The 26,264-nt window shown below is 56.4% G+C and carries 26 protein-coding genes and 2 pseudogenes; 13 read left to right on the forward strand and 15 right to left on the reverse strand.

Translation table 11 applies throughout. The features are described 5' to 3' along the window. Nucleotides 1-166: 166 nt before the first annotated feature. Nucleotides 167-1,198, reverse strand: coding sequence for an IS110 family RNA-guided transposase (locus PSH88_RS17360; protein ID WP_221106335.1), 1,032 nt, complete (start codon nt 1,196-1,198; stop codon nt 167-169). 440 nt (nt 1,199-1,638) lie between these two features. Between PSH88_RS17360 and PSH88_RS17365 the strand changes: the two genes are divergently transcribed. The 3 genes from PSH88_RS17365 to PSH88_RS17375 all read left to right on the forward strand — a co-directional run bounded on the left by PSH88_RS17365 (nt 1,639) and on the right by PSH88_RS17375 (nt 3,225). After that, nucleotides 1,639-2,118: a hypothetical protein gene (locus PSH88_RS17365; protein ID WP_305421705.1), complete on the forward strand. Its 480-nt coding sequence runs from the start codon at nt 1,639-1,641 to the stop codon at nt 2,116-2,118. Between the two features lie 12 nt (nt 2,119-2,130). After that, complete coding sequence (locus tag PSH88_RS17370) at nt 2,131-2,364, forward strand: hypothetical protein (RefSeq protein WP_080370383.1); 234 nt, start codon at nt 2,131-2,133, stop codon at nt 2,362-2,364. A 423-nt stretch (nt 2,365-2,787) separates the two neighbouring features. Next, entirely contained in the window at nt 2,788-3,225 is a 438-nt protein-coding gene (locus PSH88_RS17375; RefSeq protein ID WP_305421707.1) for a GNAT family N-acetyltransferase, read from the forward strand. A 170-nt stretch (nt 3,226-3,395) separates the two neighbouring features. Here PSH88_RS17375 and PSH88_RS17380 read toward each other — a convergent pair whose 3' ends face one another. Both PSH88_RS17380 and PSH88_RS17385 read right to left on the reverse strand, forming a co-directional pair. Continuing rightward, nucleotides 3,396-3,788 (reverse strand): GFA family protein, encoded by a 393-nt coding sequence (locus PSH88_RS17380; RefSeq protein WP_305483307.1) that lies wholly within the window; start codon nt 3,786-3,788, stop codon nt 3,396-3,398. 79 nt (nt 3,789-3,867) lie between these two features. Further along, nucleotides 3,868-4,620, reverse strand: coding sequence for a hypothetical protein (locus PSH88_RS17385; RefSeq protein ID WP_305421709.1), 753 nt, complete (start codon nt 4,618-4,620; stop codon nt 3,868-3,870). 340 nt (nt 4,621-4,960) lie between these two features. On the opposite strand from PSH88_RS17385, the gene PSH88_RS17390 reads away from it, so the two are divergent. Further along, nucleotides 4,961-5,521: a lipid-binding SYLF domain-containing protein gene (locus PSH88_RS17390; protein ID WP_305421710.1), complete on the forward strand. Its 561-nt coding sequence runs from the start codon at nt 4,961-4,963 to the stop codon at nt 5,519-5,521. A gap of 72 nt (nt 5,522-5,593) precedes the next feature. On the opposite strand, the gene PSH88_RS17395 is transcribed toward PSH88_RS17390, so the two are convergent. Then, nucleotides 5,594-5,902: a hypothetical protein gene (locus PSH88_RS17395; protein WP_305427082.1), complete on the reverse strand. Its 309-nt coding sequence runs from the start codon at nt 5,900-5,902 to the stop codon at nt 5,594-5,596. Here PSH88_RS17395 and PSH88_RS17400 point away from each other — a divergent pair. Next, complete coding sequence (locus tag PSH88_RS17400) at nt 5,792-6,274, forward strand: isochorismatase family protein (RefSeq protein ID WP_305427016.1); 483 nt, start codon at nt 5,792-5,794, stop codon at nt 6,272-6,274. The genes PSH88_RS17395 and PSH88_RS17400 overlap by 111 nt on opposite strands. Nucleotides 6,275-6,506: 232 nt before the next feature. Beyond that, complete coding sequence (locus tag PSH88_RS17405) at nt 6,507-7,571, forward strand: alpha/beta fold hydrolase (RefSeq protein WP_305421712.1); 1,065 nt, start codon at nt 6,507-6,509, stop codon at nt 7,569-7,571. A gap of 77 nt (nt 7,572-7,648) precedes the next feature. On the opposite strand, the gene PSH88_RS17410 is transcribed toward PSH88_RS17405, so the two are convergent. The 6 genes from PSH88_RS17410 to PSH88_RS17435 all read right to left on the reverse strand — a co-directional run bounded on the left by PSH88_RS17410 (nt 7,649) and on the right by PSH88_RS17435 (nt 14,893). Continuing rightward, nucleotides 7,649-7,948, reverse strand: coding sequence for a hypothetical protein (locus PSH88_RS17410; RefSeq protein ID WP_305421713.1), 300 nt, complete (start codon nt 7,946-7,948; stop codon nt 7,649-7,651). A 264-nt stretch (nt 7,949-8,212) separates the two neighbouring features. After that, nucleotides 8,213-8,563, reverse strand: a complete 351-nt coding sequence (locus tag PSH88_RS17415; protein WP_305421714.1) for a copper-binding protein — start codon at nt 8,561-8,563, stop codon at nt 8,213-8,215. After that, nucleotides 8,560-11,718, reverse strand: coding sequence for an efflux RND transporter permease subunit (locus tag PSH88_RS17420; RefSeq protein ID WP_305421716.1), 3,159 nt, complete (start codon nt 11,716-11,718; stop codon nt 8,560-8,562). Before PSH88_RS17420 ends, PSH88_RS17415 begins: the two co-directional genes overlap by 4 nt. Next, nucleotides 11,715-13,199: an efflux RND transporter periplasmic adaptor subunit gene (locus PSH88_RS17425; protein ID WP_305421717.1), complete on the reverse strand. Its 1,485-nt coding sequence runs from the start codon at nt 13,197-13,199 to the stop codon at nt 11,715-11,717. Before PSH88_RS17425 ends, PSH88_RS17420 begins: the two co-directional genes overlap by 4 nt. Continuing rightward, nucleotides 13,196-14,452 carry a TolC family protein gene (locus PSH88_RS17430; RefSeq protein WP_305421718.1) on the reverse strand — a complete coding sequence of 419 codons (1,257 nt, stop codon included), beginning with the start codon at nt 14,450-14,452 and terminating at the stop codon, nt 13,196-13,198. The genes PSH88_RS17425 and PSH88_RS17430 overlap by 4 nt, the downstream gene beginning before the upstream one ends. Before the next feature lie 99 nt (nt 14,453-14,551). Then, nucleotides 14,552-14,893 carry a hypothetical protein gene (locus tag PSH88_RS17435; protein WP_305421719.1) on the reverse strand — a complete coding sequence of 114 codons (342 nt, stop codon included), beginning with the start codon at nt 14,891-14,893 and terminating at the stop codon, nt 14,552-14,554. A 268-nt stretch (nt 14,894-15,161) separates the two neighbouring features. Here PSH88_RS17435 and PSH88_RS17440 point away from each other — a divergent pair, with 268 nt between their 5' ends. The 5 genes and pseudogenes from PSH88_RS17440 to PSH88_RS17455 all read left to right on the forward strand — a co-directional run bounded on the left by PSH88_RS17440 (nt 15,162) and on the right by PSH88_RS17455 (nt 18,750). Beyond that, entirely contained in the window at nt 15,162-15,641 is a 480-nt protein-coding gene (locus tag PSH88_RS17440; RefSeq protein ID WP_305421720.1) for a VOC family protein, read from the forward strand. 43 nt (nt 15,642-15,684) lie between these two features. Further along, nucleotides 15,685-15,802, forward strand: a pseudogene (locus tag PSH88_RS30345) (LysR family transcriptional regulator); the annotation flags it as partial. A gap of 191 nt (nt 15,803-15,993) precedes the next feature. Then, entirely contained in the window at nt 15,994-16,863 is an 870-nt protein-coding gene (locus PSH88_RS17445; protein WP_305421721.1) for an AraC family transcriptional regulator, read from the forward strand. A 376-nt stretch (nt 16,864-17,239) separates the two neighbouring features. After that, complete coding sequence (locus PSH88_RS17450) at nt 17,240-18,601, forward strand: hypothetical protein (RefSeq protein WP_305421722.1); 1,362 nt, start codon at nt 17,240-17,242, stop codon at nt 18,599-18,601. Further along, nucleotides 18,598-18,750: a hypothetical protein gene (locus PSH88_RS17455; RefSeq protein ID WP_305421723.1), complete on the forward strand. Its 153-nt coding sequence runs from the start codon at nt 18,598-18,600 to the stop codon at nt 18,748-18,750. The genes PSH88_RS17450 and PSH88_RS17455 overlap by 4 nt, the downstream gene beginning before the upstream one ends. Nucleotides 18,751-18,856: 106 nt before the next feature. Here the strand turns inward: PSH88_RS17455 and PSH88_RS17460 are convergent, their stop codons facing one another. The 4 genes from PSH88_RS17460 to PSH88_RS17475 all read right to left on the reverse strand — a co-directional run bounded on the left by PSH88_RS17460 (nt 18,857) and on the right by PSH88_RS17475 (nt 22,718). Then, on the reverse strand, nt 18,857-19,315 hold the full coding sequence (locus tag PSH88_RS17460; RefSeq protein ID WP_305421724.1) for a metallophosphoesterase family protein: 459 nt from the start codon (nt 19,313-19,315) through the stop codon (nt 18,857-18,859). Nucleotides 19,316-19,348: 33 nt separating this feature from the next. Further along, nucleotides 19,349-19,828 (reverse strand): GNAT family N-acetyltransferase, encoded by a 480-nt coding sequence (locus tag PSH88_RS17465; protein WP_305421726.1) that lies wholly within the window; start codon nt 19,826-19,828, stop codon nt 19,349-19,351. Between the two features lie 74 nt (nt 19,829-19,902). Further along, the gene (locus tag PSH88_RS17470) at nt 19,903-21,618 is read right to left on the reverse strand and encodes an amidase (RefSeq protein ID WP_305421728.1); all 1,716 of its coding nucleotides are present in this window, start codon (nt 21,616-21,618) and stop codon (nt 19,903-19,905) included. 218 nt (nt 21,619-21,836) lie between these two features. Next, a complete protein-coding gene (locus PSH88_RS17475; protein ID WP_305421729.1) occupies nt 21,837-22,718 on the reverse strand; it encodes a LysR family transcriptional regulator in 882 nt (293 codons plus the stop codon). A 102-nt stretch (nt 22,719-22,820) separates the two neighbouring features. Between PSH88_RS17475 and PSH88_RS17480 the strand changes: the two genes are divergently transcribed. Together PSH88_RS17480 and PSH88_RS17485 are read left to right on the forward strand one after the other, a co-directional pair. Beyond that, nucleotides 22,821-23,891 (forward strand): alkene reductase, encoded by a 1,071-nt coding sequence (locus tag PSH88_RS17480; RefSeq protein WP_305483309.1) that lies wholly within the window; start codon nt 22,821-22,823, stop codon nt 23,889-23,891. Between the two features lie 27 nt (nt 23,892-23,918). Then, nucleotides 23,919-24,060: pseudogene (locus PSH88_RS17485) on the forward strand (isochorismatase family protein); the annotation flags it as partial. 135 nt (nt 24,061-24,195) lie between these two features. Here PSH88_RS17485 and PSH88_RS17490 read toward each other — a convergent pair. Then, entirely contained in the window at nt 24,196-26,097 is a 1,902-nt protein-coding gene (locus tag PSH88_RS17490) for a potassium transporter Kup (protein ID WP_305421731.1), read from the reverse strand. Nucleotides 26,098-26,264 lie beyond the last annotated feature (167 nt).

The following is a 26,264-nucleotide window of genomic DNA, read 5'->3' on the forward strand; positions in this document are numbered from 1 at the left end:
GATGCAGGGCCATGATGGGCTATTCGCGCGTCGGCTCCCAATCGCTTCTACGTGCTTTACGCACCTGGACATTAGAGGGTTTTGCCGACGCCGGTTCGACCGGTTTGCCATTGCTCGGGTTGCTTCGCAATCGTGGTGTGGGGGTGATTCTCCTGGAGTGAATAATTCAGGCCGCTGCCCGATCCGGTTGGTAATCAGTGCCGTTGCGCAGCATCGCCCAGGCCATGCGTGCAGTTTTGTTGGCCAGTGCGATAGCGGCCACGTTGGGATGTGAACGTTCGGCTAAACGGACAGCCCACTGGCTGAGTCGATCGTCTTTGGATTTTGCTGTGCGCAGTGCCGACCGCGCACCGTGGATCATCAGCGTTCGCAGATAAGCATCCCCGCGTTTGCTAATGCCAAGCAGTCGATCCTTGCCGCCAGAGCTGTGTTGCTTTGGCGTCAACCCTAGCGAGGCGGCCAGTTGTCGGCCGTTGGCAAACTGACTGGCATCACCGATGGCAGCAACCAGCGCGGTGGCAATCATCGGGCCGACTCCACGCAGCTGCTGTAAACGGACGGCCATTGGCTCACATGCCGCGATCGCAGATATCTCGCCATTGAGTTCGCCCACGCGCTCATCAAGTGCGCGCAGGTCATCCCACAAACCCTTCAGCAGACGACGAAAACGTATCGTCAAACCGTTATCCGCGTCTTCTAGCCAGCACGGTATTGCGCGACGCAGCATCAGTAACTCCTTCGGCGCAATGAGGCCGTACTCGGCGATCAGCCCACGAACCTGATTGGCTTTGGCGGTCCGCTGTTCAATTAAGCCGGCCCGGATGCGATGCGTCGCCTGGATATCCTGTTGTTCGATGGTCTTGACGGCGACGAAGCGCATGCTGGGGCGGCTCATCGCCTCACAGATTGCCTCGGCATCGTTGGCGTCGTTTTTGTTGCTCTTGACGTACGGTTTGACGAACTGAGGCGCGATCAGCCTCACCTGAAATCCGCGTGCCTGTAGCTGCCGCGCCCAATGGTGCGCACCGCTACAACTTTCCATGCCGATCTCACAGCCGGGCTCGATCTTGTCCAGCACCGTTTGCAGCCAGCGATCACGAGGTAAACGCTGCCGCCAGACTGGTTGCTCATGACGATCCACGCCGTGAATCTGAAACACGTTCTTGGCCAGGTCGACCCCAATTCGCATAAGCTTCATGTGTGGACTCCTTCTCACTGTTGACTGTGGTTCGCACTTTCAGTCTGGCACTCAAGATGCCGAAGTGAGGAGGAGTCCATCCCATTGCTTCGGGTCCGATTTCGGTCAGTCGCGACAGGCAGAAGTCGGCCAAAAGCGGTCGCTCCAGAGTGTCTACTTAATCAGGGGCGATTCAGTGGCAATGACCGGCAGAGAACGGCCAGTAGCGGTCATTCATTCTTGAACACCAAAAAATCGATAGGACTGAATACGAGCGAACTACCGAGGGCCGGCGCGGGCCATGATGATCCAACGCTCGACTCACTGGAAAAAATGCTCGCCAAGGGTGCCTGCTTAACTGACCGGCATTCACCGCTCCGCGCTCCAGCCAGATGAAATGATTTGAATCCAATACGCTCGTTGTAGAGAATCGCCACCTTCACCTCAAAAGGAAACGAGCGATGAAGTTCGAAGGGACTTTCCAATACATGGGCAATCAAGGGATCGTCTTCAACATCTCGCAGATCACCCTCACCGACAGCGAACGTGGGCGCCTGCGCGAGCTGCATTTTGGCGAGGCAAAAAACGCCCACTATGAGGTCAACAGCAAGGTCGTCGAGGTGTACGACAAGATGCTGGCCAAAAACCTGCCGTGCTTGATGATGATCGGCATCTCCAAGCCGTTGACCCGGCAACAGGGCGATGCCCTCAACGCCCAGCGCACCACGATCGCCAACCTTGCAGCCACGGCCTTCACTGCCGCCGCCAAGGCCGTGGCCCCCTCTTACGTGGCGATATCTGTAGGGGCCGGTGTGCGCACGTATGCCAATGAAATCCTACCCACCTACCATGCTGGCGACGTACTGGTCAGCATCGAGGCGCAGGTCAACGGCGGTATCGGCCCGCAACGCACCCTCTCGACATTGATCATCAAGACCTGACTGGAGACGTACATGTCCGTAATTACTCAATTGGTCATTGCCTTGGTGTTGTCCTTTCTGCTCGATCAATTCCTCAAACCGTATCTGCTACGCAAGTGGTTAGGAGTGGTGTTGGTGGCGGCGGGTGCGGTTGGCTGCGTTGTGGCAGGTCAGATCCGCTTGTTGGGGTTTGATCTGGGGTTGCTGTCGGTTTTTGCCGTGGCGATGGGGATGGGATTGTTCATGAAGCGGCGGCGGTTTGAGTAGGTTGGCTGAGCGAGAAAGGCAGACGGATTTAATATCAGAAAATAAAGCCGTCCCCTTAAGTAGGCTCTACGGATTTCTGGGGAACCCCGGTGTCAGGATAGTTGTGAGTTCGGTTATCAGAACGTGGTTTAAACTGTGAGAGTAAATGTCGTGATATGCAGCTTTGGGTCGTTTTTGGCCTCTCGCGATGGGCAGAAAACGACCAAACCCGACCGCTCACGAGCGACCGTTTTTGGCCAAAAGCAGACCATGGACACGCAGTTAATACGTCAGTAATGTGCAAAGTAATATGTCGCTTTCCCCCTTCTTGATGTCGCGTTTACAACGTCGATTTTTTTGATTGCTCAAGGGATTACGCATGAACATGGAATATTATGCCAAAAGCCGTTCGGCACCTAAAAGTTGAATTTAAGGAGCAATAAAGTGGAAATCAAGATTGATGTATTGGATTCTCCAACAGAAAAGGACAAAGGAGTTCTGAATAATAGGTTTTCAGAATATCTTCGAATTCAATATCCAAATCTACCACCAGAATCGGAAGATAAAATATTTATGGTTATTGCACACGATGAAGCAGGCGACTACATCGGTGCAATAAGCTGTAATTGTTACTGGGATGGCTTAGAAATTGACACCTTTTGGGTTAAGGAATCTCATCGCGGTAAAAAAGTAGGATCTATGCTTTTGGAAAAAGCAGAAGCGATTGGTGCCAACAATGGGGCAGTAGTTGCATTCTTAAAAACCGTTGATGCTAAAAAGTTCTATGAGCGGCATGGGTATGAGATTTATGGTGTTCTTGAGGATCGCCCAATCGGGACTAACCTGTATCATTTAAAGAAACGGCTAGTAAAACATGCATAACAACTGGTTCAAATCGTTCACTTCGCTCAATGGGACGGGCTAAAGCCCCCCTTAACCAAATGCTGGTCAGAGTCCGCTTCGGGTCGCTTTCAGTCCTTCGCGACAGGCAGAGAGCGGCTATTACCCGACATCGTAGTCGTGGCCGAGCGCCTTCGCACCGTGCATGCGACCTACTCCTCAAAGCGACCGGTGGCATCACGATCGCGCTCGTATCGTCGCGTGAGCGGAAACAGTGGCAACCAGGATTCGCGACGGATGATCCAGCTTTCGTAGGTTGGCTTCAGTTGGTCAGGGGCATCCAGGGATCCCAGGTTCACTTCGATTTCGTCGGCGGTGCGCGCGAAAACGGACGAGCCGCAGCGGGGACAGAAAAACCGCCCGGCGTAGTCGCGTGTTTCGCCATCGATCGTCACCGCATCCTGAGGGAACACCGCCGAGGCGTGAAAAAGCGCCCCATGATGTTTGCGGCAGTCGAGACAGTGACAAAGGCCGACCCGGTATGGGAGTCCCGACGCCTCAATTCGGACGTTGCCGCACAGGCAACCGCCGGTGAATCGGTCCATGCTGCGTCTCCTCTAAAACCAAGCGGCACGACGGCGCCATTGCGTGACGCAGCGACGCTTGAGCGTTTCGTTGAAGCGACTACTTAATGTTGTTCTGGGCGCACAACTCCCGCAATTCCGGGGTAAAAGGCAGTAACTCGATGTTGTCGCCCGAGATGAAGTTGGGAGCCGTGCTGCCAGAGCTCGAGCTGGAGGACGCGCCGTCCGATGAGGCGGATCCCCCGCCGTGATAGGCCTTGTAATAGTAGATGGTGAACTGCGCAAACGGGTAACGCTTGGCCAGATGGGTCAACTTGGCCGAGCAGGATCGCGGCTGCAAGAAAGAGCTCGCGCGCGGGTCGTCGACCGTACACGGCGAGTCGGAGTTGTAGATGATCACCGTCGGAATCTGTCCTGACGCAACGGCAAACTGGGTATAAAGAGCACCAAAGTTAAGCAGCATTCGCTCCTCCGCATGCCCTGTGAAAGTCCAGGTGTTGACCTTCCACTGCTGGGCCAGCACGTCGGCCACGCTTGCCCGCAACGCTTTTGTCTTCGATACCGTTTGGCGGTTGATCTCGTTTTGCTCGTACTCAGGGTGGCCCTTGTCCACGCCACCTCGTTTTAGTTGCGGCAGCGCTTTATTAGGTAACACTTTCGGCAGGGAGGCGTCGCTGGCAGGTAAATCCTCATTCAATATACCCGCCACAATCTGACCGGCATTGGCTGCACTCCAGAACAGGTAAAACGTATTGCTGCCCTGAAAAGTGAGGATAGTCCATAACCGTTTCTTTTCCTTGTCCCTGGCTACCGCTGCGAGGGCTGTATCCAGCGTATCAAAACATTCAGGCATCGTTGCCCTCTCCAGCAGGTTGTCCTGGATGAACAGCCTAGTACAGGCCAGCAGCGCCGGTGCCCTTGTCTTCCCCGTTACCTGCGATATTTCACAGAACTAACAGTATCGACTTTCGGCCATCGCAGTTTCTGACAACGAACCCGGCTGATACGCAGAGGTCAAAGCAGGTGATGACGTCGCCAATGTTCAAAGGCCTCTGGCCTGCTTCATTCAAGGGCGAAGCCAGTCGTTCACACACTTTAGGGTGCGCGGGATAATTTCAGCAGGCTCGGATTTCTGCCGAGGGGCAGGTGCTGGCTGCTGCTCACATCCAATGCTCCCGTATCGGAGTACTAAAATGACTCAGTCAATGCGGTTCTTCCTATCGATCATCCTTGCGACAGCTTCACTGGCATCGGCGAGCTTCCTGAACACTGCTGGTGCGGCAACCGCCGAGGATCTGGATGTCGACTCTCGGCAAGCGTTGCAAACGCTCTACAAGTCCACGCCATTTGCTGAAAGCATTTCGCACAACGCCAAAGCGATTCTTGTCTTCCCGAAAATCATCAAGGCAGGCCTTGTGTTTGGCGGCAGCTATGGTGAAGGCGTGTTGTTGAAGGACAAGAAAGTAGAGAACTATTACAACTCCGTAACCGGGTCCTGGGGGCTGCAAGCAGGCGCCCAGTCATATGGCTATGCGGTTTTCCTGATGACCGACAAAGCCGTGGACTATGTACGTAAAACCAAGGGTTGGGAAATAGGCGTAGGACCCACCGTTGTAATGGTTGATGAAGGGGTGGCGAAGAATCTGTCCAGCACGACAGTGAAGGACGATGCCTACGCGTTCATTTTCGACCAGCAGGGGTTAATGGCCGGGATCAGCATCGAAGGCACCAAGATTTCCCTGATCAAGCGCTAAAGCCGGTCGTTTGGCGCACGGATGCGCCCCCTTGCCAACCAGATACCGTGCAGATACTGTCAGCTCTATGAATCAGCCATGCATTGCCTCGACCTCCACTACCACGACCGCCCGAGGCGGGTCGTGAGAGGTGTCGTGAGCCAATAACGCACGAACTTCAAAAGGCCCGCCAGCGATGGATAGGGCCTTTTCTTTTGCCCTTGTGTCGCTGGTCCAAACGCAAGGAAAAGCACTATGTATGCACTGTTGATTCTCGATATGCAGGTTGGATTGTTTCATGGCCCGGATAAGCCATGGGCTGGCGAAGCGCTGATAAACACTTTGAATAGCCTGTTGAGCAAAGCCCGGAGCGCAGGCGCGCCAGTTTTTCTGGCTCGCCACGTAGGTCCGCCAGGCTCGCCTATCGAACCTGGAAGCCCGTTGACGCAACTGGTGCAGGAACTGCTGCTACAAGGCGACGAAGTGATCTTCGAAAAAAGCCGACCCAACGCTTTCGCCATGACTGACCTGGTCGATCGGCTAAAAGCTTGTGGATCTCAAGGCGTGGTTATTGCCGGAATGAAGACCCAGTATTGTGTCGACAGCACCTGCCGCGCCGCACGAGATCTTGGGTTCGATGCAGTGCTGATCGCCGATGGTCATACCTGCACCGACACCCTTGCGTTGAAGGCCGAAAATATCATCGCTCATCACAATGCAACCCTGGCGGGCCCATTCTGTCGCGTCGTTCACGCTGAGCACTGGCACTTCTAACCGGCATTGATAGATCGGCTCAAGACTGGGTCGATCTGTCCGTCTGTCGGCGTCGTTGATTCTGCTGCTCCGCTGCGTATCACAGTGTGTCTCGCTAGTATGTTGATACATGAGTTTTCACCTGTCCCGCCATTCGACACAGGCCAGATACGTCGCCGCGCTCAAATGCAAGCCAGGTTTGAAGGGGATCACTCAGAACCCCTGGCCAACGGCTTGCAAAGGAGACATCACCATGAAGATGGCACTGCAGAACACAACCGGCAAAACTCGCCGCCGTCTGGTCGGCTCATCGATCCTCGCGCTCACCCTGTTCAGCGCTGTCGGTGCGGCCCACGCACAAACGAGCGCAGCTGTGCAGCCAGACGCAATCAGCGCCAGCGCCACTCATGCGGCACCCTCCCCGTTCGGCCCGCTGAAGCATGTCAGCGCCGGACTGTTGAACGTGGCGTACGCCGAAACAGGCCCGGCCGATGGGCCGGTAGTCATTCTTCTGCACGGTTGGCCGTACGACATTCACAGCTATGATGAAGTCGCGCCATTGCTTGCAGCAAAGGGCTATCGAGTGTTGATGCCGTATGCGCGTGGCTACGGTGATACGCATTTTCTGTCCGATAAAACGCTTCGCAATGGTCAACCGACCGCGCTGGCAAGTGACGTCATCGATTTTATGGATGCGCTGAAGATCAAACAGGCCGTGCTCGGTGGCTATGACTGGGGCGCGCGATCGGCCGACATCGTCTCGGCGTTGTGGCCAGAACGGGTCAAGGCGCTGGTCTCGGTCAGCGGCTATCTGATCGGTAACCAGGCGGCCGGCAAGAACCCGCTGCCACCCAAGGCCGAGTTGCAGTGGTGGTATCAGTTTTACTTCGCCACCGACCGCGGTCGCTCCGGGTACGAGAAAAACACCCATGACTTCGCCAAGCTGATATGGCAACTGGCTTCGCCGAAATGGGCGTTCGACGACGCCACTTTCGACCGCAGCGCCAAGGCGCTGGAGAACTCCGACCATGTCGACATCACGGTATTCAACTACCGCTGGCGCCTGGGTCTGGTTCAAGGCGAAAGCCAATACGAAGCTTTAGAGCAGAAACTGGCTACGGCGCCTTCCATTAGCGTACCGACCATCACCCTTGAAGGCGATGCCAACGGCGCGCCGCACCCTGCCCCCGAGGATTACGCCAAGCGCTTCACCGGCAAATACGAGTTCCGGCTGATCAGCGGCGGCATCGGCCACAACCTGCCGCAGGAAGATCCGCAGGCATTCGCCAAGGCTGTGATTGATGCGGACCACCTTTGAATCCGGTCTGACATCCGTGCACTTCCCCCGCTAAGCACCGTCACAACAACGGCTCGTTCCATCTAACGAGCCGTTTTCTATTTTTTGCACTCCGCCAACACCACTTCGCAGGTATTCGGCGTGCCACCGGATCGGCCGGCATAGCGTATGCAATTAGCCAGGGATTTTTCGCGAGCCATGTTCAAGGTGGAGCCCCAAGCCAGACCACCCTCGCCGGCAGTGGGTAGCGCTTTTGCATAGCAGTTTGAGCCTATGTTTGAGGCCGAATAGCGAGCCGTGGCAGCTTTGCCTGAACATCCAGTCGTCAGCACCAGGTTGATGGCTAGCAGGGAGAGTAGGACCCATGACGAGCATTGGCACGCTGTTGTTCCGGTCATCCCGTTTCCCCTGTAGCAAGAGGCGTGAGACATGTTTGTGCTCACGTACTACTCAGATTAGACGGTACTGCGCCTACCCTGGGCTCCGTTTAGCGGACTGATTTACGCTGGCCCTGACATTATCGATTTGTTCTTGATGCCCGGCAGTTTTCGGGCCAAAAGCGGCCCGTTCTGCTGCGGTACTGAATTACTGGTTTTCATGCACAAGCGGATGGTAAAAACCGGCGCGACAAAACGTGCCGGCTACGTTTCACCATCACTATTTCATTTTTTAATGGAAATAATCGTGGCTCTGCCACCCTCCAGGTGAAAGGAAAACGATACACGGTCTCCAGCCATCAGCCCTGTCATCTGATCATCCGTTACGGAAAAGGCCATGGTCATCGGCGGCCATTGCACAGCTGGCACGGCGCCATGAGCGATAGTCACTGTGTGCTTCTCGGAGTTAATTGCCTTGATTGTGCCCTCCGCTTTGGCTACTGGAGCCTGCTTTACGTCTTGCTTCATCTGCATGCCCTCCATACCGTCCATTTTCATGCCCGGCATATCCTCTGCGTGGGCCGAAAGAGACAGTGTGAATACGGTGCTTGCAACGGCAATCAGGGTCAGTTTCATACGACTTTTCCTTCAGGGGTGTTGGTTTCAACTGGGAGGTGCCGGCGACGCATCAGGCGATACGCTGCCGGAATGACAAACAGGGAAAGTAAGGGTGCAGTGACCATCCCGCCGACCATGGGTGCAGCAATGCGACTCATCACCTCGCTGCCGGTGCCGCTCCCCAAAAGAATGGGTAACAGGCCGGCAATGATGACGGCAACAGTCATGGCCTTAGGTCGAACGCGCTGCACAGCGCCTTCACGAATCGCAGCAACCAGCCCACGCTCAGTGCTGTCACCGAGGTCTTCACGTTCGGCCCAAGCGTGCTTCAGGTAGAGCAGCATGATCACGCCGAACTCGGCAGAAACCCCGGCCAATGCGATAAAGCCGACTCCGGTGGCGACCGACAGATTGAATCCCAACAGATAGAGGAACCATGCTCCACCAGTCAGTGCGAATGGCAGAGTGGCCATGATCAGCAAGGCCTCATCGAAGCGGGCGAAAGTCAGGTAGAGCAACACGAAAATGATCAACAGCGTGGCAGGCACCACCAGCTTGAGTCGTGCGTTGGCCCTTTCGAGAAACTCGAACTGTCCCGAGTAGCTCAGGCTCATGCCGGGCTGCAACTTGACCTGCTCATTGACGACTCGGCGTAGATCGGCGACCACAGAAGCAATGTCCCTCCCCCGCACATCGATGTACACCCAGCCTGAAGGCCGTGCGTTCTCGCTCTTGAGCATCGGCGGACCGTCCGTGACCTTGACCTTCGCCACAGTGCCGAGGGTGATCTGGCTCCCCAGAGGGGTGTAGATCGGCAATTGCTCCAAGGCGCCGAGCGAGTCACGCCACTCCCGTGGGTAACGCACGTTGATCGGGAAGCGTGCGAGCCCCTCAATGGTCTCACCGACATTTTCACCGCCGATAGCGCCGGCCACGATGGACTGCACATCGGCGATATTCAGTCTGTAGCGGGCGGCGGCCTTGCGGTCGATATCCACGTCGATATAGCGGCCACCGGTCAGTCGTTCAGCCAGGGCCGAACTGACACCCGGCACATCCTTGGCCGCACGCTCGACGGCTTGGGTGACAGCATCGATCTGCGCCAGGTTGGTGCCAGCAACCTTCACCCCGATGGGGCTCTTGATACCCGTGGCCAGCATGTCGATACGATTGCGAATCGGCGGTATCCAGATATTGGTCAGCCCTGGAACTCGCACCACGCGATCCAGTTCTTCCACGAGTTTTTCCTGGGTCATGCCTGAACGCCATTGCTCTTGCGGTTTGAACTGGATAGTGGTTTCGAACATTTCCAGCGGTGCCGGATCGGTGGCGGTTTCAGCGCGACCGGCTTTACCGAAGACATGTTCAACCTCTGGAACGGTTTTGATCAGACGATCAGTCTGTTGCAGCAACTGCGCCGCTTTCTGCGCCGACAATCCCGGCAGAGCGGATGGCATATAGAGCAGATCGCCCTCGTCCAACGGGGGGAGAAACTCGCCACCCAAGCGAGACATTGGCCATAGCGCACTGACAAAAACCAACAGCGCCATCAGCAGCGTAATCTTGGGTCGACACAAGACTGCGTCCAGAGCGGGCTGATAGATCCGAATCAACCACCGGTTCAATGGGTTCTGTCGTTCACTGGGAATTCGTCCCCGAATCCAGTAGCCCATCAGCACCGGTACCAAGGTCACTGACAATCCCGCCGCTGCGGCCATGGCGTAAGTCTTGGTGAAAGCCAACGGGCCGAACAACCGCCCCTCCTGCGCTTCCAGGGTAAATACCGGAATGAACGACAGGGTGATGATTAACAAACAGAAGAACAGCGCCGGGCCTACCTCTGCCGCCGCTTCGGTCATTACATGCCAATGACGCTCACCCTTCAGCTCCTCTCCAGGATTTGCCACGTGCCAAGCCTCAATCTTCTTGTGGGCGTTCTCGATCATCACCACCGCAGCATCGACCATCGCGCCAATGGCGATAGCAATCCCGCCCAAGGACATGATGTTGGCGTTGATCCCTTGGTAACGCATGACGATGAAGGCAATCAGCACCCCCACCGGCAGCGAAATGATCGCCACCAGGGACGAGCGCAAGTGCCAGAGAAAGATCCCGCAGACCAACGCGACAACGATGAACTCCTCGATTAGCTTGTGGCTGAGGTTTTCCACAGCGCGGTCGATCAGTTTGCTGCGGTCATAGGTGGTGACGATTTCCACCCCGGCCGGCAAACTGTTTTTCAGTTCGTCGAGTTTCGTCTTGACCGCAGCAATGGTCTCGCGAGCGTTCTTGCCGCTACGCAAAATCACCACGCCGCCGACAGTCTCGCCTTCGCCATCGAGTTCAGTGATGCCACGCCGCATTTCCGGTCCCAACTGGATCGTGGCGACATCGCCAAGGGTCACCGGCACGCCTCCCGAAGCCAGCTTGAGCGGGATCGCCCGAAAGTCATTGAGCGTCTTCAGGTAGCCGGAAGCACGCACGATAAACTCGGTCTCTGCCATCTCCAGCACCGCACCACCGGTTTCCTGGTTGGCCTTGCCGATGGCTTCGGTCACCTCGGCCTGAGTAATGCCGAGGCTGGCCAGTTTGAGCGGATCGAGCTGCACTTGGTACTGCTTGACCATACCGCCCACGGTGGCCACTTCCGCAACGTTGGGCAGGGTCTTGAGTTCGAACTTGAGGAACCAGTCCTGAAGTGCTCGAAGCTGTGCCAAATCGTGTCCGCCACTGCGATCCACCAGCGCGTACTGGAAGATCCAGCCCACGCCCGTCGCGTCCGGCCCCAACGCCGGTTGGGCGCTGGCCGGCAACCGACTTTGTATTTGGCTCAGATACTCCAACACCCGCGAGCGGGCCCAATACAAGTCAGTACCGTCTTCGAACAGCACATAGACAAAGCTGTCACCAAAGAAGGAGTAGCCGCGCACGGTCTTGGCGCCGGGCACCGAAAGCATGGTGGTTGCCAACGGATAGGTCACTTGGTTCTCGACGATCTGCGGTGCCTGTCCCGGATACGGGGTGCGGATGATCACCTGAACATCGGAGAGATCCGGCAGCGCATCGATGGGCGTGCTCTGCACCGACCAGATACCCCAAGCCGTGACAAACAGTGTCGCCAGTAGCACCAGGAAGCGGTTGGCTACTGACCAACGAATCAGGGCAGCAATCATAGCTGGCTCCCTGATTTGTCCAGGCGCTCAACACGCAAGCCATCGTCGGTCTGACTCACCGCAACCCGGACCTTGTCGCCCGTTTTTAGGCCCTGCATCAGAGCCGGGTTGGCGAGTGGGAACGTCATCGTCATACCGGGCATGCCCAGCGTCTTGAAAGGACCATGGGCAAGCGTGACTTCTTTGTCGTTGATCTCAACGATCTGCCCATCCGCTTCATGAAAGCTGGAGGCTGCTGCGCTGGGTGGTGAATCTTTCTCCGTGCTTGTAACAATGCCCTTAAGACTGGCCTCCGAGTCGAGCAAGAACTGGCCCGACGTCACCACCTTCTGGCCTTCTTCCAGACCTTTCAATATCGCCGTTTTGCCATCGCTTTCCTGCCCGAGGTGCACCTCCACGGGACGGTAGCGGCCCGCGTCTTCGGCGAGCATCACCAGGGCACGTCGGCCAGTGCGAATGACGGCTTCGCTCGGCACCCACAACACACTTTGCTCGGACGAACGATTCAGGCGTACCTGCGCCGTCAAACCCGGTTTGAGGCGCCCGTCCGGATTGGGGAGTTCCACGCGCACACGAAGAGTACGGCTGTCCGGATTGGTCTCGGGCAAAATCGCGCCGACCTTGCCATTGAGCACTGTCCCCGGGAAGGCTGGCAGACGCGCTTCGATCGCCTGCCCCACGGTGATAGATCCGGCATCCGATTCTGGAACGGCCACGGCTAGCCAGACACTGCTCAAGCCATTGACGCGTGCCAGAGTGTCGCCAGTCGCCACGGTCATCCCCGCACGTACGTTCAATTCTTGCAGCACACCGGCAATGGGGCTGGTAAGCGTCAGGTAGGGCTGGACCTTACCGCCACGCTCTACCTGAGTAATCAGTGTTGCCGGCATCCCTGTGAGTCGTAGTCGCTGGCGGGCCGCAGCCAACAAGTCAGCATCTCCATTGCGCCTCAGCGCAAGAAACTCTGTCTGGGCAGCGGCCCACTCAGGCACCAGGATATCCGCTAACGCCGCGTTGGCTTTGAGCACATCACCGGGAGCATGGTCATAAACCCGCTCCACAAAGCCAGTGGTGCGTGCCTGAATCACCGCGACATCACGTTCGTTGAACGCCAAGACACCTGTCACATCGAGGCTGGAGTCAAAGATCCCACGGCCGACTGTGGCAAAACGCAGACCGAGATTCTGGGTCAGACCTGGATCGATACTGACGGTCGCACGGTCCCCTGCTCCACTGGCGTACTGAGGAACCAGTTGCATGTCCATGAAGGGGGATTTCCCCGGCTTATCGAACTTTTGCTGCGGGTACATGGGGTCGTACCAATACAGAGCCTTGCGTTCATCCGGTGAATTGAGGCTCTGTTCCGGGGCGATAGCTGGTACTCCGCTCATGCGCTGGTGAGCGAACCAGTAGCCACCGGCAACACCCAATACCAGCGAGATACCTACCAGCAATGCCCCGTTCCATTTTTTAAGGATCATTGGCTGGACTCCCCATAAGCAAAATACAGACGCGCACTGGTCAGCGCTCGCTGCTCTTCCACGTCGATCTGTTTGAGGCGGGCTTCGATGAGTTCACGCCGGGCGGCGACAACGGCGTTCAAATCACCTTTGCCGGACCGATAACTGGCCATGCTGAGTTCGACCTTTTCCCTGGCCAGCGGCAACAGGCTTTCCTGGTTTCGGCGCACGGCACGATTCAGGCGCTCATAGTCAGCCAGCTCGTTTTCCAGTTGCTGAATGTGCTCGCGAGACAGGGCTTCGCGCTCGGCCTCAAGCTGACTGAGTTCAGCCTGTCTGGCTGCAATTTTGGGGTTCTGGCGGGATTCAGGAAACAGCGGCAGGTCCCAGGAAAATTGCACGCTGACCATATCGCCAAACTCACGGCCACGGCGCTGGTAATCCAGCTCCCAGCTCCAGTCTGACTGCTTCTGCGACACGGCTTCACGAACCTTGGCTTGCGCTTCGCGGGTCATCGGCACAAACGCGGCCAACTCGGGATGGCGCTGCAATTTATGGGAGTAGCTTGAGGTATCGACGGGCCATTCGGGCAAGCTGCCCACAGGCTTGTCGTTGGCGGCTGAGCCAATCCAGCGTTTGAGGGCTGCTCGGGCCTGCGCTCTCTGGAGAATCAGATCGTCCTGTTGCTCCGCCAGTTGAGCCGCTTCTTGCTTGGGCGTCACCGCATCGGCGGGTTGAGCGCGACCACCGACAATCTGAGCCCGGACGGTATCGCTCAACAGGCGGTTTTCTTTGTAGAAGTCCTGGAAAAGTGCGTCTTTGCGCTCGACCGAGTAGCTGCTGATCCAGGCCAACGCCGTGGACTGGCGTACCTTCAGACGTTCGACTCGACGCTCCGCAGCGGCGCGATCAACGGCCGCATCGGCGACCTCAATGCGCGCTTTGCGCTTGTCGCTGTTGAGCATTTCTTGCCTGACCCCGACCATTTGCATGGTCATGAAGTCCTGGTCGATGCTCCAGCGATCCGGACCGCCAATGGGGTAGTTCTGAACACCCAGTACCAGTTTGGGGTCAGGTAGCTCACCGGCTGGAATAGCCGCGCTGCTGGCAGCCTGAATTTTGGCGTCTTGTGCGGTCAGCGACGGCGCATTGTTTTCGGCCAGCCGCAACGCTTCATCGAGTGTCAATGCGGCAGCGAAGCTCGGCAATGCCAGCACGCTTGCCACCAGACCGGCCACGAGGGGCCAACCTGTGCAATAGCACTTGGAGTTCATGTTTACGATTCCTGTGATCATCCACTGCACGCGTCAAAAGACATGCGCGCAGCTAGTCCATCCCGCTAATGCGAAATGCGGCTCAATGTGGGACAGGAATCAAACGCGAGGCGGTCGCCATACCCCGGACGGGGTTTGTATGGGTAGGGAATCGCTGGAGAAGGAAAGCACTACGGGGCTGAATACGGTTACTGGAGTCTTGAAGATCGAAACTTGCAGCATGCTGCCCGTCTTGCATTCCTGGCCCGGCTTACAAGGTTTGCCGTGCTCGGAAGGGCTTTTCATATCGTTGCAGCAGTCCATGCCCATGTCGTCCATCATCGCCATGCCCATCGTCTTCATTGGGCAAGGCTCTGTCGGTGCCTGAACGCCCGCCATCCCGCTGAGGGGAAGCGCCAGGCTGATCATGAAGATGAGGCAAAACCGCAGATAGCGTTTCATGGGCTGGAGTGTAGTCGCTGAAAATGGCTCTTACAATTGGACACCTGTCATCAACAACCTGTCGTCAGGCTCCGACGTAGGCGATAACACCGAACATGAATTAAGCCAACATTACGTGAAAAAAATAGACGTTTATGAATTCCACTTTATCGGTGCCATGGGAGACGATCGTGCGTGCGCGCCCTCCCAAGGTGCGCAAGTTGCCAAAATTGTCCGGTTACCTACGCTACTGGAACGCACGCATCAGTCCCCATTCTGGAGAACCAAGATGATCAGCAAAAACACGATTTGTCTCTGGTACGACGGCACCGCGCTGGACGCTGCGAAGTTCTATGCCGAGACGTTTCCGGACAGCGCTGTGGGAGCTGTCCTTCGCGCGCCTGGCGACTATCCGGCGGGCAAACAGGGCGATGTCTTGACGGTCGAGTTCACGGTGATGGGCATCCCGTGTCTCGGGCTGAACGGAGGTTCGGCGTTCAAGCACAACGAGGCTTTCTCGTTCCAGGTTGCGACCGACGACCAAGCCGAAACCGACCGCTTGTGGAACGCGATTGTCGGAAACGGCGGCCAGGAAAGTGCATGCGGCTGGTGCAAGGACAAGTGGGGGCTGTCGTGGCAGATCACACCACGCGTTCTGACAGCTGCGATAACCGATCCTGATCGCGCGGCGGCCAAGCGCGCGTTCGACGCCATGATGGGGATGAAAAAGATCGACATCGCTGCGATCGAAGCGGCTCTGAAGCGTTAACCAGCGGTGCTTGGGGCTGGGCGCTTAGACCTGTCGGATGCGGGCCGGGGCTGAAGGCCCCCTTGGCCTGGTCATGCGCAAAAACCGAACCGCGCTCGGCCATCGCAGAGAAGTGTTTTGCTGAAGCCCGAAAACCATTTGCCGCTAAGAACTCGATCTAGAGTGTCGGAGGTTTTGTCATGCATTGGCGAGTCGAACAGTCATCTGAACCCAGCAAGCTCTAGTCCCCCCGTAGCCTTGGAAGAGATGGCATTGGCCAACCCCAAACGTGCCTTGAGCAAACGCGGCTAGGCGCATTCACGCCGTTATCGTCGACTCTATTGCCGACCGTACTCCCAGGAGCCTTTTCCCAGTGTCTGACATGCCGACCCACTTCGCTTACACAAAACGCTTCAACGCCGTACTCGCCTACATTGATGCCAATCTCGAAGGTGACCTGTCGGTGAAGACGTTGAGCCATGTGGCGAATTTTTCGGTGTTTCACTTCCATCGACAATTCAGCGCGTTCGCAGGAGTGCCCGTCTCACGTTATGTGCAACTGATGCGGCTACGACGCGCGGCACATCGCCTCGCCGCCCTCGCTGATCACTCGGTACTGGACGCCGCACTCGGTGCCGGCTTTGAAAGTCCCGAGGCATTTTGCAGGGCATTTAGACGGGCATTCGGTATGACGCCGAGTGCATTCAGGAAGGAACCGAACTGGCAGGTCTGGAATGCGGTATTCGCAATCCCTCACTTTTCCAGGACTATCATCATGCAAGTACGAATCGTGGAATTTCCTGAAGTCCGGGTAGCAGCGCTTGAGCACTGCGGACCAGCCGGGCTCGTCGATGAGAGCGTGCGCAAGTTCATCGAGTGGCGTATGCAGAGCGGACAGTCGCCGGTGGCATCGAGTCGCACCTTTGGCATTCCCTATGGCAACCCCGATACGACACCTCCACAAGCCTTCCGCTTCGCCATCTGCGGCGAGATTCACGAGGCCGTGGCGCCGAATGGGTTCGGCGTGCACGAGATCGTCATTCCTGGCAGTCGTTGCGTCGTGGTGCGACACGCGGGGTCACCGGATCACATCGGCGAAACGATCTATCCGATTTACCGCGATTGGCTTCCTGCCAGTGGAGAAGAACTTCGAGATCAGCCGCTGTTCTTTAATTACCTGAGCGTCTATCCCGAAACGCCGCAGGATCAATGGCAAACGGATGTGTATGTTCCGCTGCAATAGCGGAGCAAGCAGCTTTCGCCCCTGAGCTGACGTTGACGTGGTCCGCTCAGGGTTGTGGATTTCGGCCAGTCATGACTGGCAGGCATCGGCCTCCCAAAGCCAAAGGTTACATTCAGTCTCCTCGCCCCCCTAATGATCGCGTTCTGCTATCGGCTAGTTATATTGGCGCCAAAAAAAAGAAGTCGCGCGATTACAGCTGAGGTGTAGGGCGTGAAATATAGGCCTATGATTTATATGAATTTTTAAAAAAAGTCGGAATGGGTAGCGCAGAGCTATCTAGAGACCTCTATTATTTCGTTATCACCGAGTTCGGTCGAATCACTGTTATACGCCAGCGACAAAGCACGCCCTTAATCTATAAGGATAGGAGAGTAACATGTCGATAAAAAAAAGAACTGCCTTACTCGTGCTGGCCTTTAGCTTTTTCGGAGTTACGAGTTGTGCCGACATAAGAAATTATTCAGATATCTCAAGCGAAAGAGACAAGAGCATTGTTCCTGACATTGACTATTATGACCTTGCATACAATATAGATATTATTGTGCTTCCTGCAGAGATAAAAACCAAAGAAAATGTAAATATCGACAATAATTTTTCAGGCGAATTACAAATTTCAAACTGGGGGAATGCTATCAAGAATGCGACCCAGAAAGAAATCTATAACAGTGATCGCTTTATCGAATTTGGAACTTACAGCGGCCGCATTGAAATAAGCGCAGAAGTATCTTCAGTCTCTATAAGCAACGCTTGGAGTGGAGTTCGATCGAAGTGCAATGTTATTTATACCTATAAAGATTTAGCGGCAGGAAAAATACTCTCCAAGCATGAGAGCGCCATTGAAGTAATGACACCACCCTTTATCATACCAAAATCCAGCAATAGTGTTTTTTACAACTTTGACCAACTTACATATGCCATTGCTCGCGAGGCGATTATTGGCCTCGTTCGGCCGCCACCTATTGCTGATATTCAGCTAACACAAAGGCAAGTGAAATTTTATAATTCGAATATTAAAAGAAAACCCAACCAAATTATTAGCTATGTCCCCATTGATAATCTTGTTCACAAAAATAAAAAAGAACTAAACTCTGCTTTTTCAACGACTAAGAAAATACAAAAAAAAGGTAATAAATTGGTTAAGAAAAATAAATCAAAAGCTAGAGTAGACACCGTCTCTGCTCCCGCTGCCCTCCCCCTGAAACCTAACACAACTAGTGATACACCCATCGCAAACACCGTTAAATCGAGTGAAAACTCTGTCAGTCAGAACTCAAGCCAGGCTGCACCTGAAACTAAAAAGGACGACAGTAGTTTAACAGGCATTGCCAGTTCATCGGAACGCGTGAAGGATGGCAACGTTAAAAACGACGAACCCCGTTATGACGGCAGTGGATACATAGCGACTCCGGGGCACTATCAACCTCAAAGCGAGGTATCGGCGGAGCAAGAAAAAGCAATGGATGCATGGATTAAAGAGGAAAATGCAAAGTCACAGAGAGCGTCTGGCAATGCCGCTTCAAGTACAGGATATACAGGCGCGCCGGGACTCTATCAACCTCTAAACAAGGTATCGATAGAGCAAGAAAGAGCAATGGACAAATGGTTGAAAGAGGAAAAAGCAAGGTTACAGGGAGCGACTGGCAATGCCGCTTCACCTACCGGGTATACAGCCGCCCCCGGACTCTATCAACCTCTAAACAAGGTATCGGCAGAGCAAGAAAGAGCAATGGATGAATGATTGAAGGAGGAAAAGGCAAATTACAGGGAGCGACTGGCAATGCCGCTTCACGTACCGGATATACAGCCGCGCCGGGACTCTATCAACCTCAAAACAAAGTATCGGCGGAGCAAGAAAAGACAATGGATGAATGGACGAAAGGGCAATAAACAAACTCCGCAGCCACCCCAAATAGCGCGGATCGGAAAATCGGATTCATAGTCTTGGCTGATGTCTCTACGCTCGTCGTGCCTTGCCAAGACCATCCAAGGAATGTCATTCCAGTAGCGAGACCAGGCGCGGTTCAATTGAACACGTATACACCTCGAGTAGAGCCAGCGTCACCGGTAGTTTGAAGCGCCGTCGGCCAGCGCTACCGGGGTTGAGGTATAACCGTTCGCCGCGCCATTCTATGCGTGGTTTATGCGAATGGCCGGTGATCACCAGCCTTATGTCTGCATCGAGCACCGTTGGGACATCGGCAATGTCATGTACCAGCAAGGTCTGCCATCCATTCAGGTCGAAACATAGGCGGTCGGCGAGATTTTCTGCCCAAGGGGCGTCCAGATCATTGTTCCCGCGCACTACGTACAGCGGGGCAATGGACGCCAGTTGATCAAGGATTTCGAGCTTGCCGATGTCGCCGGCGTGAATGATCCGTTCACAACCCTCCAGGGCAGCAAGGGCTTCGGCGCGCAGTAAGCCATGGGTATCGGAGATCACGCCAACTTTCATGCAAAGCTCCAGACCGGGCTCAAGTATGGGAACTCAGGGTACCTTGCGGGTCATATGAATGAGTGCTGATCTACGACTATCCAGAGAAGATCGCTCTTCGACAGCAAAGGGCAGGAAGCCCAGTTTTGGATAAAGCAGCAAGCCTGCTGTGTTTTCATTGAAACATGAGATCTGGACCTCTGTGGCGTCATAGCGATTGAACGCCAGAGCGGTCATCGTCTCCACGATGAAGGTCGCCACACCTTTACCTCGTGCCTCTTGGGCAACGATGACATTGCCGATACAGCAAACCCCACCCGTTTCAGCACGATAAAAGTTAGCAAAGCCGACGACGCTATTTCCGGTCTCGACAACCGTCGAGTCGAATCGTTGAGTAATAGCGTTAGATAGCTGAGCTTCCGTCAGAGGGTATTGGGCTTTCGGAAACATATAAAACAGTTCCTGAGCGTCAAGGGGAAAGCTACAAATAGTTTTGATGTCATCAGCCTTCACTGGCCTGTGTCGCAATATCATCGCGCGTCCTTGAGGTCTATGTTTACCGTTACCAAGCGGGATTGGAGCGTATCCTGCCCCAATCCCGCCCTTTCCTATTTCTGGCCACCCGACAATGGTGGGGTTCGAGGCGGGATCAATCGCTTCGTCCCCGTCGACTCAAACGCCGAAGCCAAGCGAAGCAACGTCGAATCGTCATAGGCACGACCGGCGAAGGTCAGCCCGACGGGCATGCCGATGTCCGGCATGATTCCCATCGGCACCGTGACCGTGGGAACACCCAGGTGACGGATGGCGAGGTTGCCGTTGGCGACCCAGACACCGTTACTCCATGCGATATCCGCAGACTTCGGATCGACATCGGCATTCGCCGGCCCAACGTCGGCCACCGTCGGGAAAATCACCGCGTCGAGCCCCAGCCGATCCATCCAGTCCTCAAGATCGATTCGGCGCGTCTGTTCAAGGCCGCGGAGTCCGTCAGGCACCGTGGTGATCTGGTCCCAAGGGGTGATGCCGCGCTCGGCCATCCGCACATACTCGTCCATGCCAGCGGCAAGGTCGCCCTCACGGTTGGGCAGCGTCCCTGGGTCGTGCGGAAAAATCAGCGGTCCGTTCACATCGACCAAGCGATTGAGTTTTGGATCGCCGTTGGCCCGCAGAAAATCGTCGAACGCCCAGGCCGTCAGATCCCACAATTCATGGTGAAGGAACTCTTTGGAAACCAGGCCGCGGTTAAACACCGTTGGCGCACCCGGACGATCGCCCTCGCAATTGGAGACCAGCGGAAAGTCGACCTCGATCACTTCGGCACCAAAGGCTTCGAGTGCCTTGCGAGCCTCTTCCCAGAGCCCGATCACGGAGGGACGAGTGTTGATTCGCTGCCCCGTCGGACCGCCGATCCCAGGCGCTTCGCTGGTGCCTGCTTCGGGATCCGCGTTGATGTACATACGAGGAACGCCCAAGCGCCTTCCGGCGAGGGCATCGGTATTCGCGGCAAGCGACCCATAGGAGGCGGGACGCACCGAGGCGACACTCGGGATAGGCACCCAGGGTTGCATCCGCCACAGATCGCCCCGTGTGTCGGGATCATCCGCCACCACCACGTCGAGCACTTCGAGCAGGTCTGCCATGGTTCTGGCAAACGGCACGACAACGTCCATGGTCGGCGTCAACGGCCAGTTCCCGCGTACCGAGATCACTCCGCGCGAAGGCGTATAGGCACACAAACCATTGTTCGACGCCGGGCCACGGCCGCTCGACCAGGTTTCTTCGGCGAGGCCGAATGCCGCGAAACTGGCGGCGGTTGCAGTGCCGGCGCCGTTCGATGAGCCCGATGCAAAGGGAGCGGTGAGATAGTCAGCGTTGTACGGGCTCTGCGCACGGCCGTAGACCCCGCGCTGCATGCCGCCGTTGGCCATGGGCGGCATATTGGTCTTGCCCAGGCAAATCGCGCCGGCGGCACGAAGCCGTTCGATGGTGAACGCATCGCGATAAGCAATCAGGTTCGCGAAGGCGGGACTTCCAGAGGCCGCGGTGAGCCCCTTCACCAGATAACTGTCTTTGGCCGTATAAGGAATGCCGTCGAGCGGCCCCAGCGTCTCGCCCTTGGCCCGACGGGCATCGGAGGCCTGCGCTTCCTTGAGCGCATCGGGGTTGCGAACCACCACTGCGTTGAGGGCGGTGGGCGTGTCGGCTCCGTCGTAGGCATCGATCCTGGCGAGATAGGCCTGGACCAGCTCAACCGCCGTCGTCTGGCCCGATTCGAGCGCAGCACGCAATTGGGCAATGGAAACCTCGGTGACCTCAATCATGCTGTTACCGCCGGCTGCTGATGGGTGACTGGATTTTGGGCTCAAGGACATCACTTATCTCAAAATGGGTTTTCGTATCGATTCTCGTTGCACTGCATTAGCGCGGTCGATTACTCACAATACGTGCTTAACATGCGATCAATACGCGATGAGTACGTCGTACCCGTGATTGTGCATAAGATTAGAGAAAGAACCCACTCCATGAACAGCCCGGAACGCTACGCATCCTGAAGCCGCTCACGCAGAAACTCGATAAACCGCTGGGTTTTAGCTGGCAACAGCCGCGTCTCGGTAAGGGCGTAAACCGAGACGGGTGAAGCCTGCCACTGCGGCAAGACTCTGCGCAGTGTGCCATCGGCGAGGTCTTGCGCAACGATACCTTCCCCCAATAACGCGATACCCAGATCCAGCGTCGCCAGACGTCGAATCATTCCCACGCTGTTGAGTTCGAATCGACCGCCCACCTCAACCTCCACCTCCCCTTCACTGCCGGAGAGTATCCAGCGGTCGGCGCGCGTGCCGCGCATACGCAGGCATTCGTGGCTGGTCAGGTCCGTGGGATGAATCGGATCACCGTGCAGTTCGAGATAACGGGGTGAGGCATACAGGCCGCGGCGCAAACTGGCGAGCTTACGGGCGATCAGGTTCGAACTCGCGGGCTCGCCCATGCGAATGACCACATCAACCGGCTCACTCACCAGATCGACCTGACGCGGAGTCAGATCAAGCTCGAAGCTGATACCGGGATACAACCGGGCAAACTCAGCAATCAGCGGCGCCAGGTAGATATTGGCGAAATCCACCGGAAGCGAGGCCCGCAGCACACCGCTGGGTCGGGCAAGCATTTCGCCGAGCTGCTCGTGCGCAAGCCGGGCTTCGTCGACGATGCGTTTGCAGCGATCGAAGTACAACTGCCCCGCCTCGGTCAGCTCGATTTTGCGCGTGGTGCGATGCAAAAGCCTTAGCCCGATTTCCTTCTCAAGACCACTTATCCGGCGCGACAGTGTCGAGTTCGGCATCCCCATCGCCTCCGCCGCCCGGCGAAAACTGCGCGCCTTCACGACTTCGACGAACAACGCCATGTCGTTGAGAAACTCCAATCTCATTGCTCCATCAGTGGATCAGTCAATTCAGTTTTACCTGGTTTATCCCGGATTCGGATTGATCAATGATAGCCACATCGTTTATCGAGGAGTACCGCAATGCATTCGCTTTTTTCTCAAGTCCAGATCGGTCGCCTTACACTGTCCAACCGCATGGTCATGGCCCCGATGACTCGCTCGCGTTCTGATGATTCCGGGGTGCCTACCGAGCTGGTGCCGACCTACTACGCGCAGCGCGCCGGTGCTGGGTTGATCATCTCTGAAGGGGTGTTTCCTGTGGCCTTGGGCAAGGGTTATGTGCGTACTCCCGGTATCGAAACCGCTGAGCAAGTGGCCGCCTGGAAGCAGGTGTCCGAAGCCGTACATGCTCGCGGCAGTCGGATCTTCATGCAGCTGATGCACTGCGGTCGCATCTCGCACCCTTCGCTGCTGCCGAATGACGCCCTGCCACAGGCCCCCTCCGCGATCAAACCCGCCGGCCAGACCTGGACAGCTTCAGGCCTTCAGGACTTCGTCACCCCACATGCGCTGAGCGTGGTCGAGATTGCCGCGGTCATCGAGGGCTACCGTCAGGCCGCACGCTTGGCCATTGAGGCCGGCTTCGACGGTGTCGAGCTGCATGCCGCTTCGGGGTATTTGCCTGAACAGTTCCTCTCGACGAGCAGCAATCAGCGCACGGATGAGTACGGTGGATCGGTTGAAAACCGTGCTCGCTTTGTACTGGAAGTGTTGAATGCCATAGCGACGGAAATTGGCAGCGATCGCGTCGGCATCAAGCTCTCCCCTGAAATGAACTTCAACGACATCGTCGATGCCAACCCGCAAGAAACCTACACCTGGCTGGTCGAGCAATTGCGCGGGTTGAATCTCGCCTATCTGCACGTTGCCCTGTTCGGCGCCAGCGTCGACTACCACGCCTTGTTGCGCCCGCTGTTCGATGGCAGCTACCTGATCGGTGGCGGGCTCGACCAAAACGCCGCCCAATCCCTGCTCACTAAGGGCCAGGCCGACGCGGTGGTGTTTGGCAACGCATTCCTCGCCAACCCAGACCTGCCCGAGCGTTTTCGCACAGGCGCCGAGCTTAATGTGCCGGACAAAGACACGTTCTACGCACCGGGCGCTCAGGGGTATATCGATTACCCAGCCATGAGCCCGGCTCAAAGCGCCTGAGAAAACTGCCATTCCCATGCATGCCCTGACATTGCCCTGCGGCGGATTGGATAAAGGCGGCGTGACGCTGACTACCACCAACCAGCTGATTGCAGAACTCGCCGGAAGCTGGGCTACGCCGCAAGGCGGACAGTTGGTGCAAGTGCTGATGGAAGTACTTCAAGGCTAAAGAATGGATGCAAAACCTGTGGGAGCGGGCTTGCTCGCGATGAGGGAGTGTCAGTCGACATTAATGTTGCCTGATACACCGCTATCGCGGGCAAGCCCGCTCCCACAGGGATTGTGTTTGACGGACTGTTGCCGTCTACATCTCGACCTGCGTGCCCAACTCGATCACACGATTGAGCGGCAACTTGAAGTATTTGAGGTTGCTGTTGGCGTTTTTCAGCAAAAACGCGAACAGGCTTTCGCGCCAGCGGGCCATGCCGATACGCTTGGTCGGAATGACAGTCTCCCGGCTGAGGAAGTAAGTGGTGCGCATCGGGCTGAAATCCAGCTCTTTCACATGGCATAGGCTCAACGCCAGAGGTACGTCAGGCTCCTCTATAAAACCAAAGTGCAGACTGACTCGAAAGAACCCTTCACCATAAGCCTCGACCTCGAATCGCCGATCCGCCGCCACACGCGGGCTGTCTTCAGACACTACGGTGAGCAACACCACCTGCTCGTGCAGTACCTGGTTATGCAACAGGTTATGCAAGAGGGCATGAGGGACCGCATCAGCCCTGGCCGTCAGAAATACCGCGGTACCTTGCACACGATGGGGGGGTTGCGAGCCGATGCTGCTGATGAACAACGGCAGCGGCAGCGAGGTTTCGTCCAGTCGCTCGACAATGATCTTTCGGCCCCGTTTCCAGGTGGTCATCAAAATGAACAGGGCAATACCGGCAATCACCGGGAACGCCCCCCCCTGGAAGATCTTCGGTGCGTTGGCGGCAAAGTACAGGCTGTCCACCAGGAGAAAACCCAAGAGCATCGGAATAGCCAACCAACGAGGTGTTTTCCAAAGCAGCAATACAACGGCCGAGGACAGAATGGTGGTAATCAGCATGGTCCCCGTCACCGCCACACCATAAGCCGCCGCCAGCGCACTGGACGATTCAAAGCCGATGACCAGCAACACGACGCCGACCATCAGCGCCCAGTTCACCATGCCGATGTAAATCTGCCCCTGCTCCTGACTGGAGGTGTGCTGGATAAACATACGCGGCACGTAACCCAACTGAATGGCCTGGCGAGTCAGTGAGAATGCCCCGGAAATCACCGCCTGGGAGGCGATGATGGTGGCCAGTGTCGAGAGCGCGACCATCGGCAGCAGCGCCCAGTCAGGTGCCAATAGATAGAATGGATTACGTACCGCTTCAGGGTTCCCGAGGATCAGCGCGCCCTGGCCAAAGTAGTTGAGTACCAAGCCGGGGAGCACCAGGATGAACCAGGCACGAGCAATGGGTTTGCGACCAAAATGGCCCATGTCGGCATACAGTGCTTCAGCACCGGTCAATGCCAACACGACGGCGCCCAGAATGGCAACGCCAATGCCCGGATGAACCACGAAAAATTGCACTGCCCACGCAGGATTCAGCGCTTGCAGCACTTCCGGCCGTTGCAAGATGCCGTAAATGCCGAGTGCGCCCAACACCACAAACCACAGCACCATGACCGGGCCGAACAGGATGCCGATACGCGCCGTGCCGTGTTTCTGTATCAGGAACAGGGCTACCAGGACGACCACGGACAGCGGAACCACCCAATGCTCAATGCCATCGAACGCAAGCTGTAACCCTTCAACCGCAGAGAGCACCGAGATGGCCGGGGTGATCATGCTGTCCCCGTAAAAAAGTGCCGCGCCAAACAGGCCAAGCAATACCAGGACCCTGCTCATTTTGGGATACGGCGCCGCAGCCCGACGTGCCAGTGCCGTCAAGGCCATGATGCCCCCCTCGCCCTGGTTGTCGGCGCGCAGGATAAACAGCACGTACTTGATCGAGACGACCCAGATCAGTGACCAGAAGATCAACGACAGAATGCCCAGTACACCGTCGTGATTGGCCTGGACTCCGTAGTGACCGGCAAACACTTCTTTGAGGGTGTAAAGCGGGCTGGTGCCGATATCCCCATAAACCACGCCCACTGCCGCGATGAGCAAACCTACTCCCGAGGTTCTGGAATGGGATTCTTCATGGGCAGGGATTGCTGTTTCGCTCACGGGTCGTTTCTCGGAAATTGAGGTAAAGAAATTACATGCCACCCTCGAGCAAGAGGGTTTGCGGGGTCACTGCGTAGACATTTCGACTCGACCGACATGAACCCCAACAGCTTGATAAGAAGGAGAGATTGCAGGCCTGGCGATGATCAAAAAACGCGGCCAGTATC

It is taken from the genome of Pseudomonas wuhanensis (assembly GCF_030687395.1).
Lineage (GTDB): Bacteria > Pseudomonadota > Gammaproteobacteria > Pseudomonadales > Pseudomonadaceae > Aquipseudomonas > Aquipseudomonas wuhanensis.

Coding starts and splice junctions, on each gene's coding strand:
- PSH88_RS17360 (WP_221106335.1), bottom strand. CDS start 1,198: ATGAAGCTTATGCGAATTGGGGTCGACCTGGCCAAGAACGTGTTTCAG.
- PSH88_RS17365 (WP_305421705.1), top strand. CDS start 1,639: ATGAAGTTCGAAGGGACTTTCCAATACATGGGCAATCAAGGGATCGTC.
- PSH88_RS17370 (WP_080370383.1), top strand. CDS start 2,131: ATGTCCGTAATTACTCAATTGGTCATTGCCTTGGTGTTGTCCTTTCTG.
- PSH88_RS17380 (WP_305483307.1), bottom strand. CDS start 3,788: ATGGACCGATTCACCGGCGGTTGCCTGTGCGGCAACGTCCGAATTGAG.
- PSH88_RS17385 (WP_305421709.1), bottom strand. CDS start 4,620: ATGCCTGAATGTTTTGATACGCTGGATACAGCCCTCGCAGCGGTAGCC.
- PSH88_RS17390 (WP_305421710.1), top strand. CDS start 4,961: ATGACTCAGTCAATGCGGTTCTTCCTATCGATCATCCTTGCGACAGCT.
- PSH88_RS17405 (WP_305421712.1), top strand. CDS start 6,507: ATGAAGATGGCACTGCAGAACACAACCGGCAAAACTCGCCGCCGTCTG.
- PSH88_RS17410 (WP_305421713.1), bottom strand. CDS start 7,948: ATGACCGGAACAACAGCGTGCCAATGCTCGTCATGGGTCCTACTCTCC.
- PSH88_RS17415 (WP_305421714.1), bottom strand. CDS start 8,563: ATGAAACTGACCCTGATTGCCGTTGCAAGCACCGTATTCACACTGTCT.
- PSH88_RS17420 (WP_305421716.1), bottom strand. CDS start 11,718: ATGATTGCTGCCCTGATTCGTTGGTCAGTAGCCAACCGCTTCCTGGTG.
- PSH88_RS17425 (WP_305421717.1), bottom strand. CDS start 13,199: ATGATCCTTAAAAAATGGAACGGGGCATTGCTGGTAGGTATCTCGCTG.
- PSH88_RS17430 (WP_305421718.1), bottom strand. CDS start 14,452: ATGAACTCCAAGTGCTATTGCACAGGTTGGCCCCTCGTGGCCGGTCTG.
- PSH88_RS17435 (WP_305421719.1), bottom strand. CDS start 14,893: ATGAAACGCTATCTGCGGTTTTGCCTCATCTTCATGATCAGCCTGGCG.
- PSH88_RS17440 (WP_305421720.1), top strand. CDS start 15,162: ATGATCAGCAAAAACACGATTTGTCTCTGGTACGACGGCACCGCGCTG.
- PSH88_RS17450 (WP_305421722.1), top strand. CDS start 17,240: ATGTCGATAAAAAAAAGAACTGCCTTACTCGTGCTGGCCTTTAGCTTT.
- PSH88_RS17455 (WP_305421723.1), top strand. CDS start 18,598: ATGATTGAAGGAGGAAAAGGCAAATTACAGGGAGCGACTGGCAATGCC.
- PSH88_RS17460 (WP_305421724.1), bottom strand. CDS start 19,315: ATGAAAGTTGGCGTGATCTCCGATACCCATGGCTTACTGCGCGCCGAA.
- PSH88_RS17465 (WP_305421726.1), bottom strand. CDS start 19,828: ATGATATTGCGACACAGGCCAGTGAAGGCTGATGACATCAAAACTATT.
- PSH88_RS17470 (WP_305421728.1), bottom strand. CDS start 21,618: ATGATTGAGGTCACCGAGGTTTCCATTGCCCAATTGCGTGCTGCGCTC.
- PSH88_RS17480 (WP_305483309.1), top strand. CDS start 22,821: ATGCATTCGCTTTTTTCTCAAGTCCAGATCGGTCGCCTTACACTGTCC.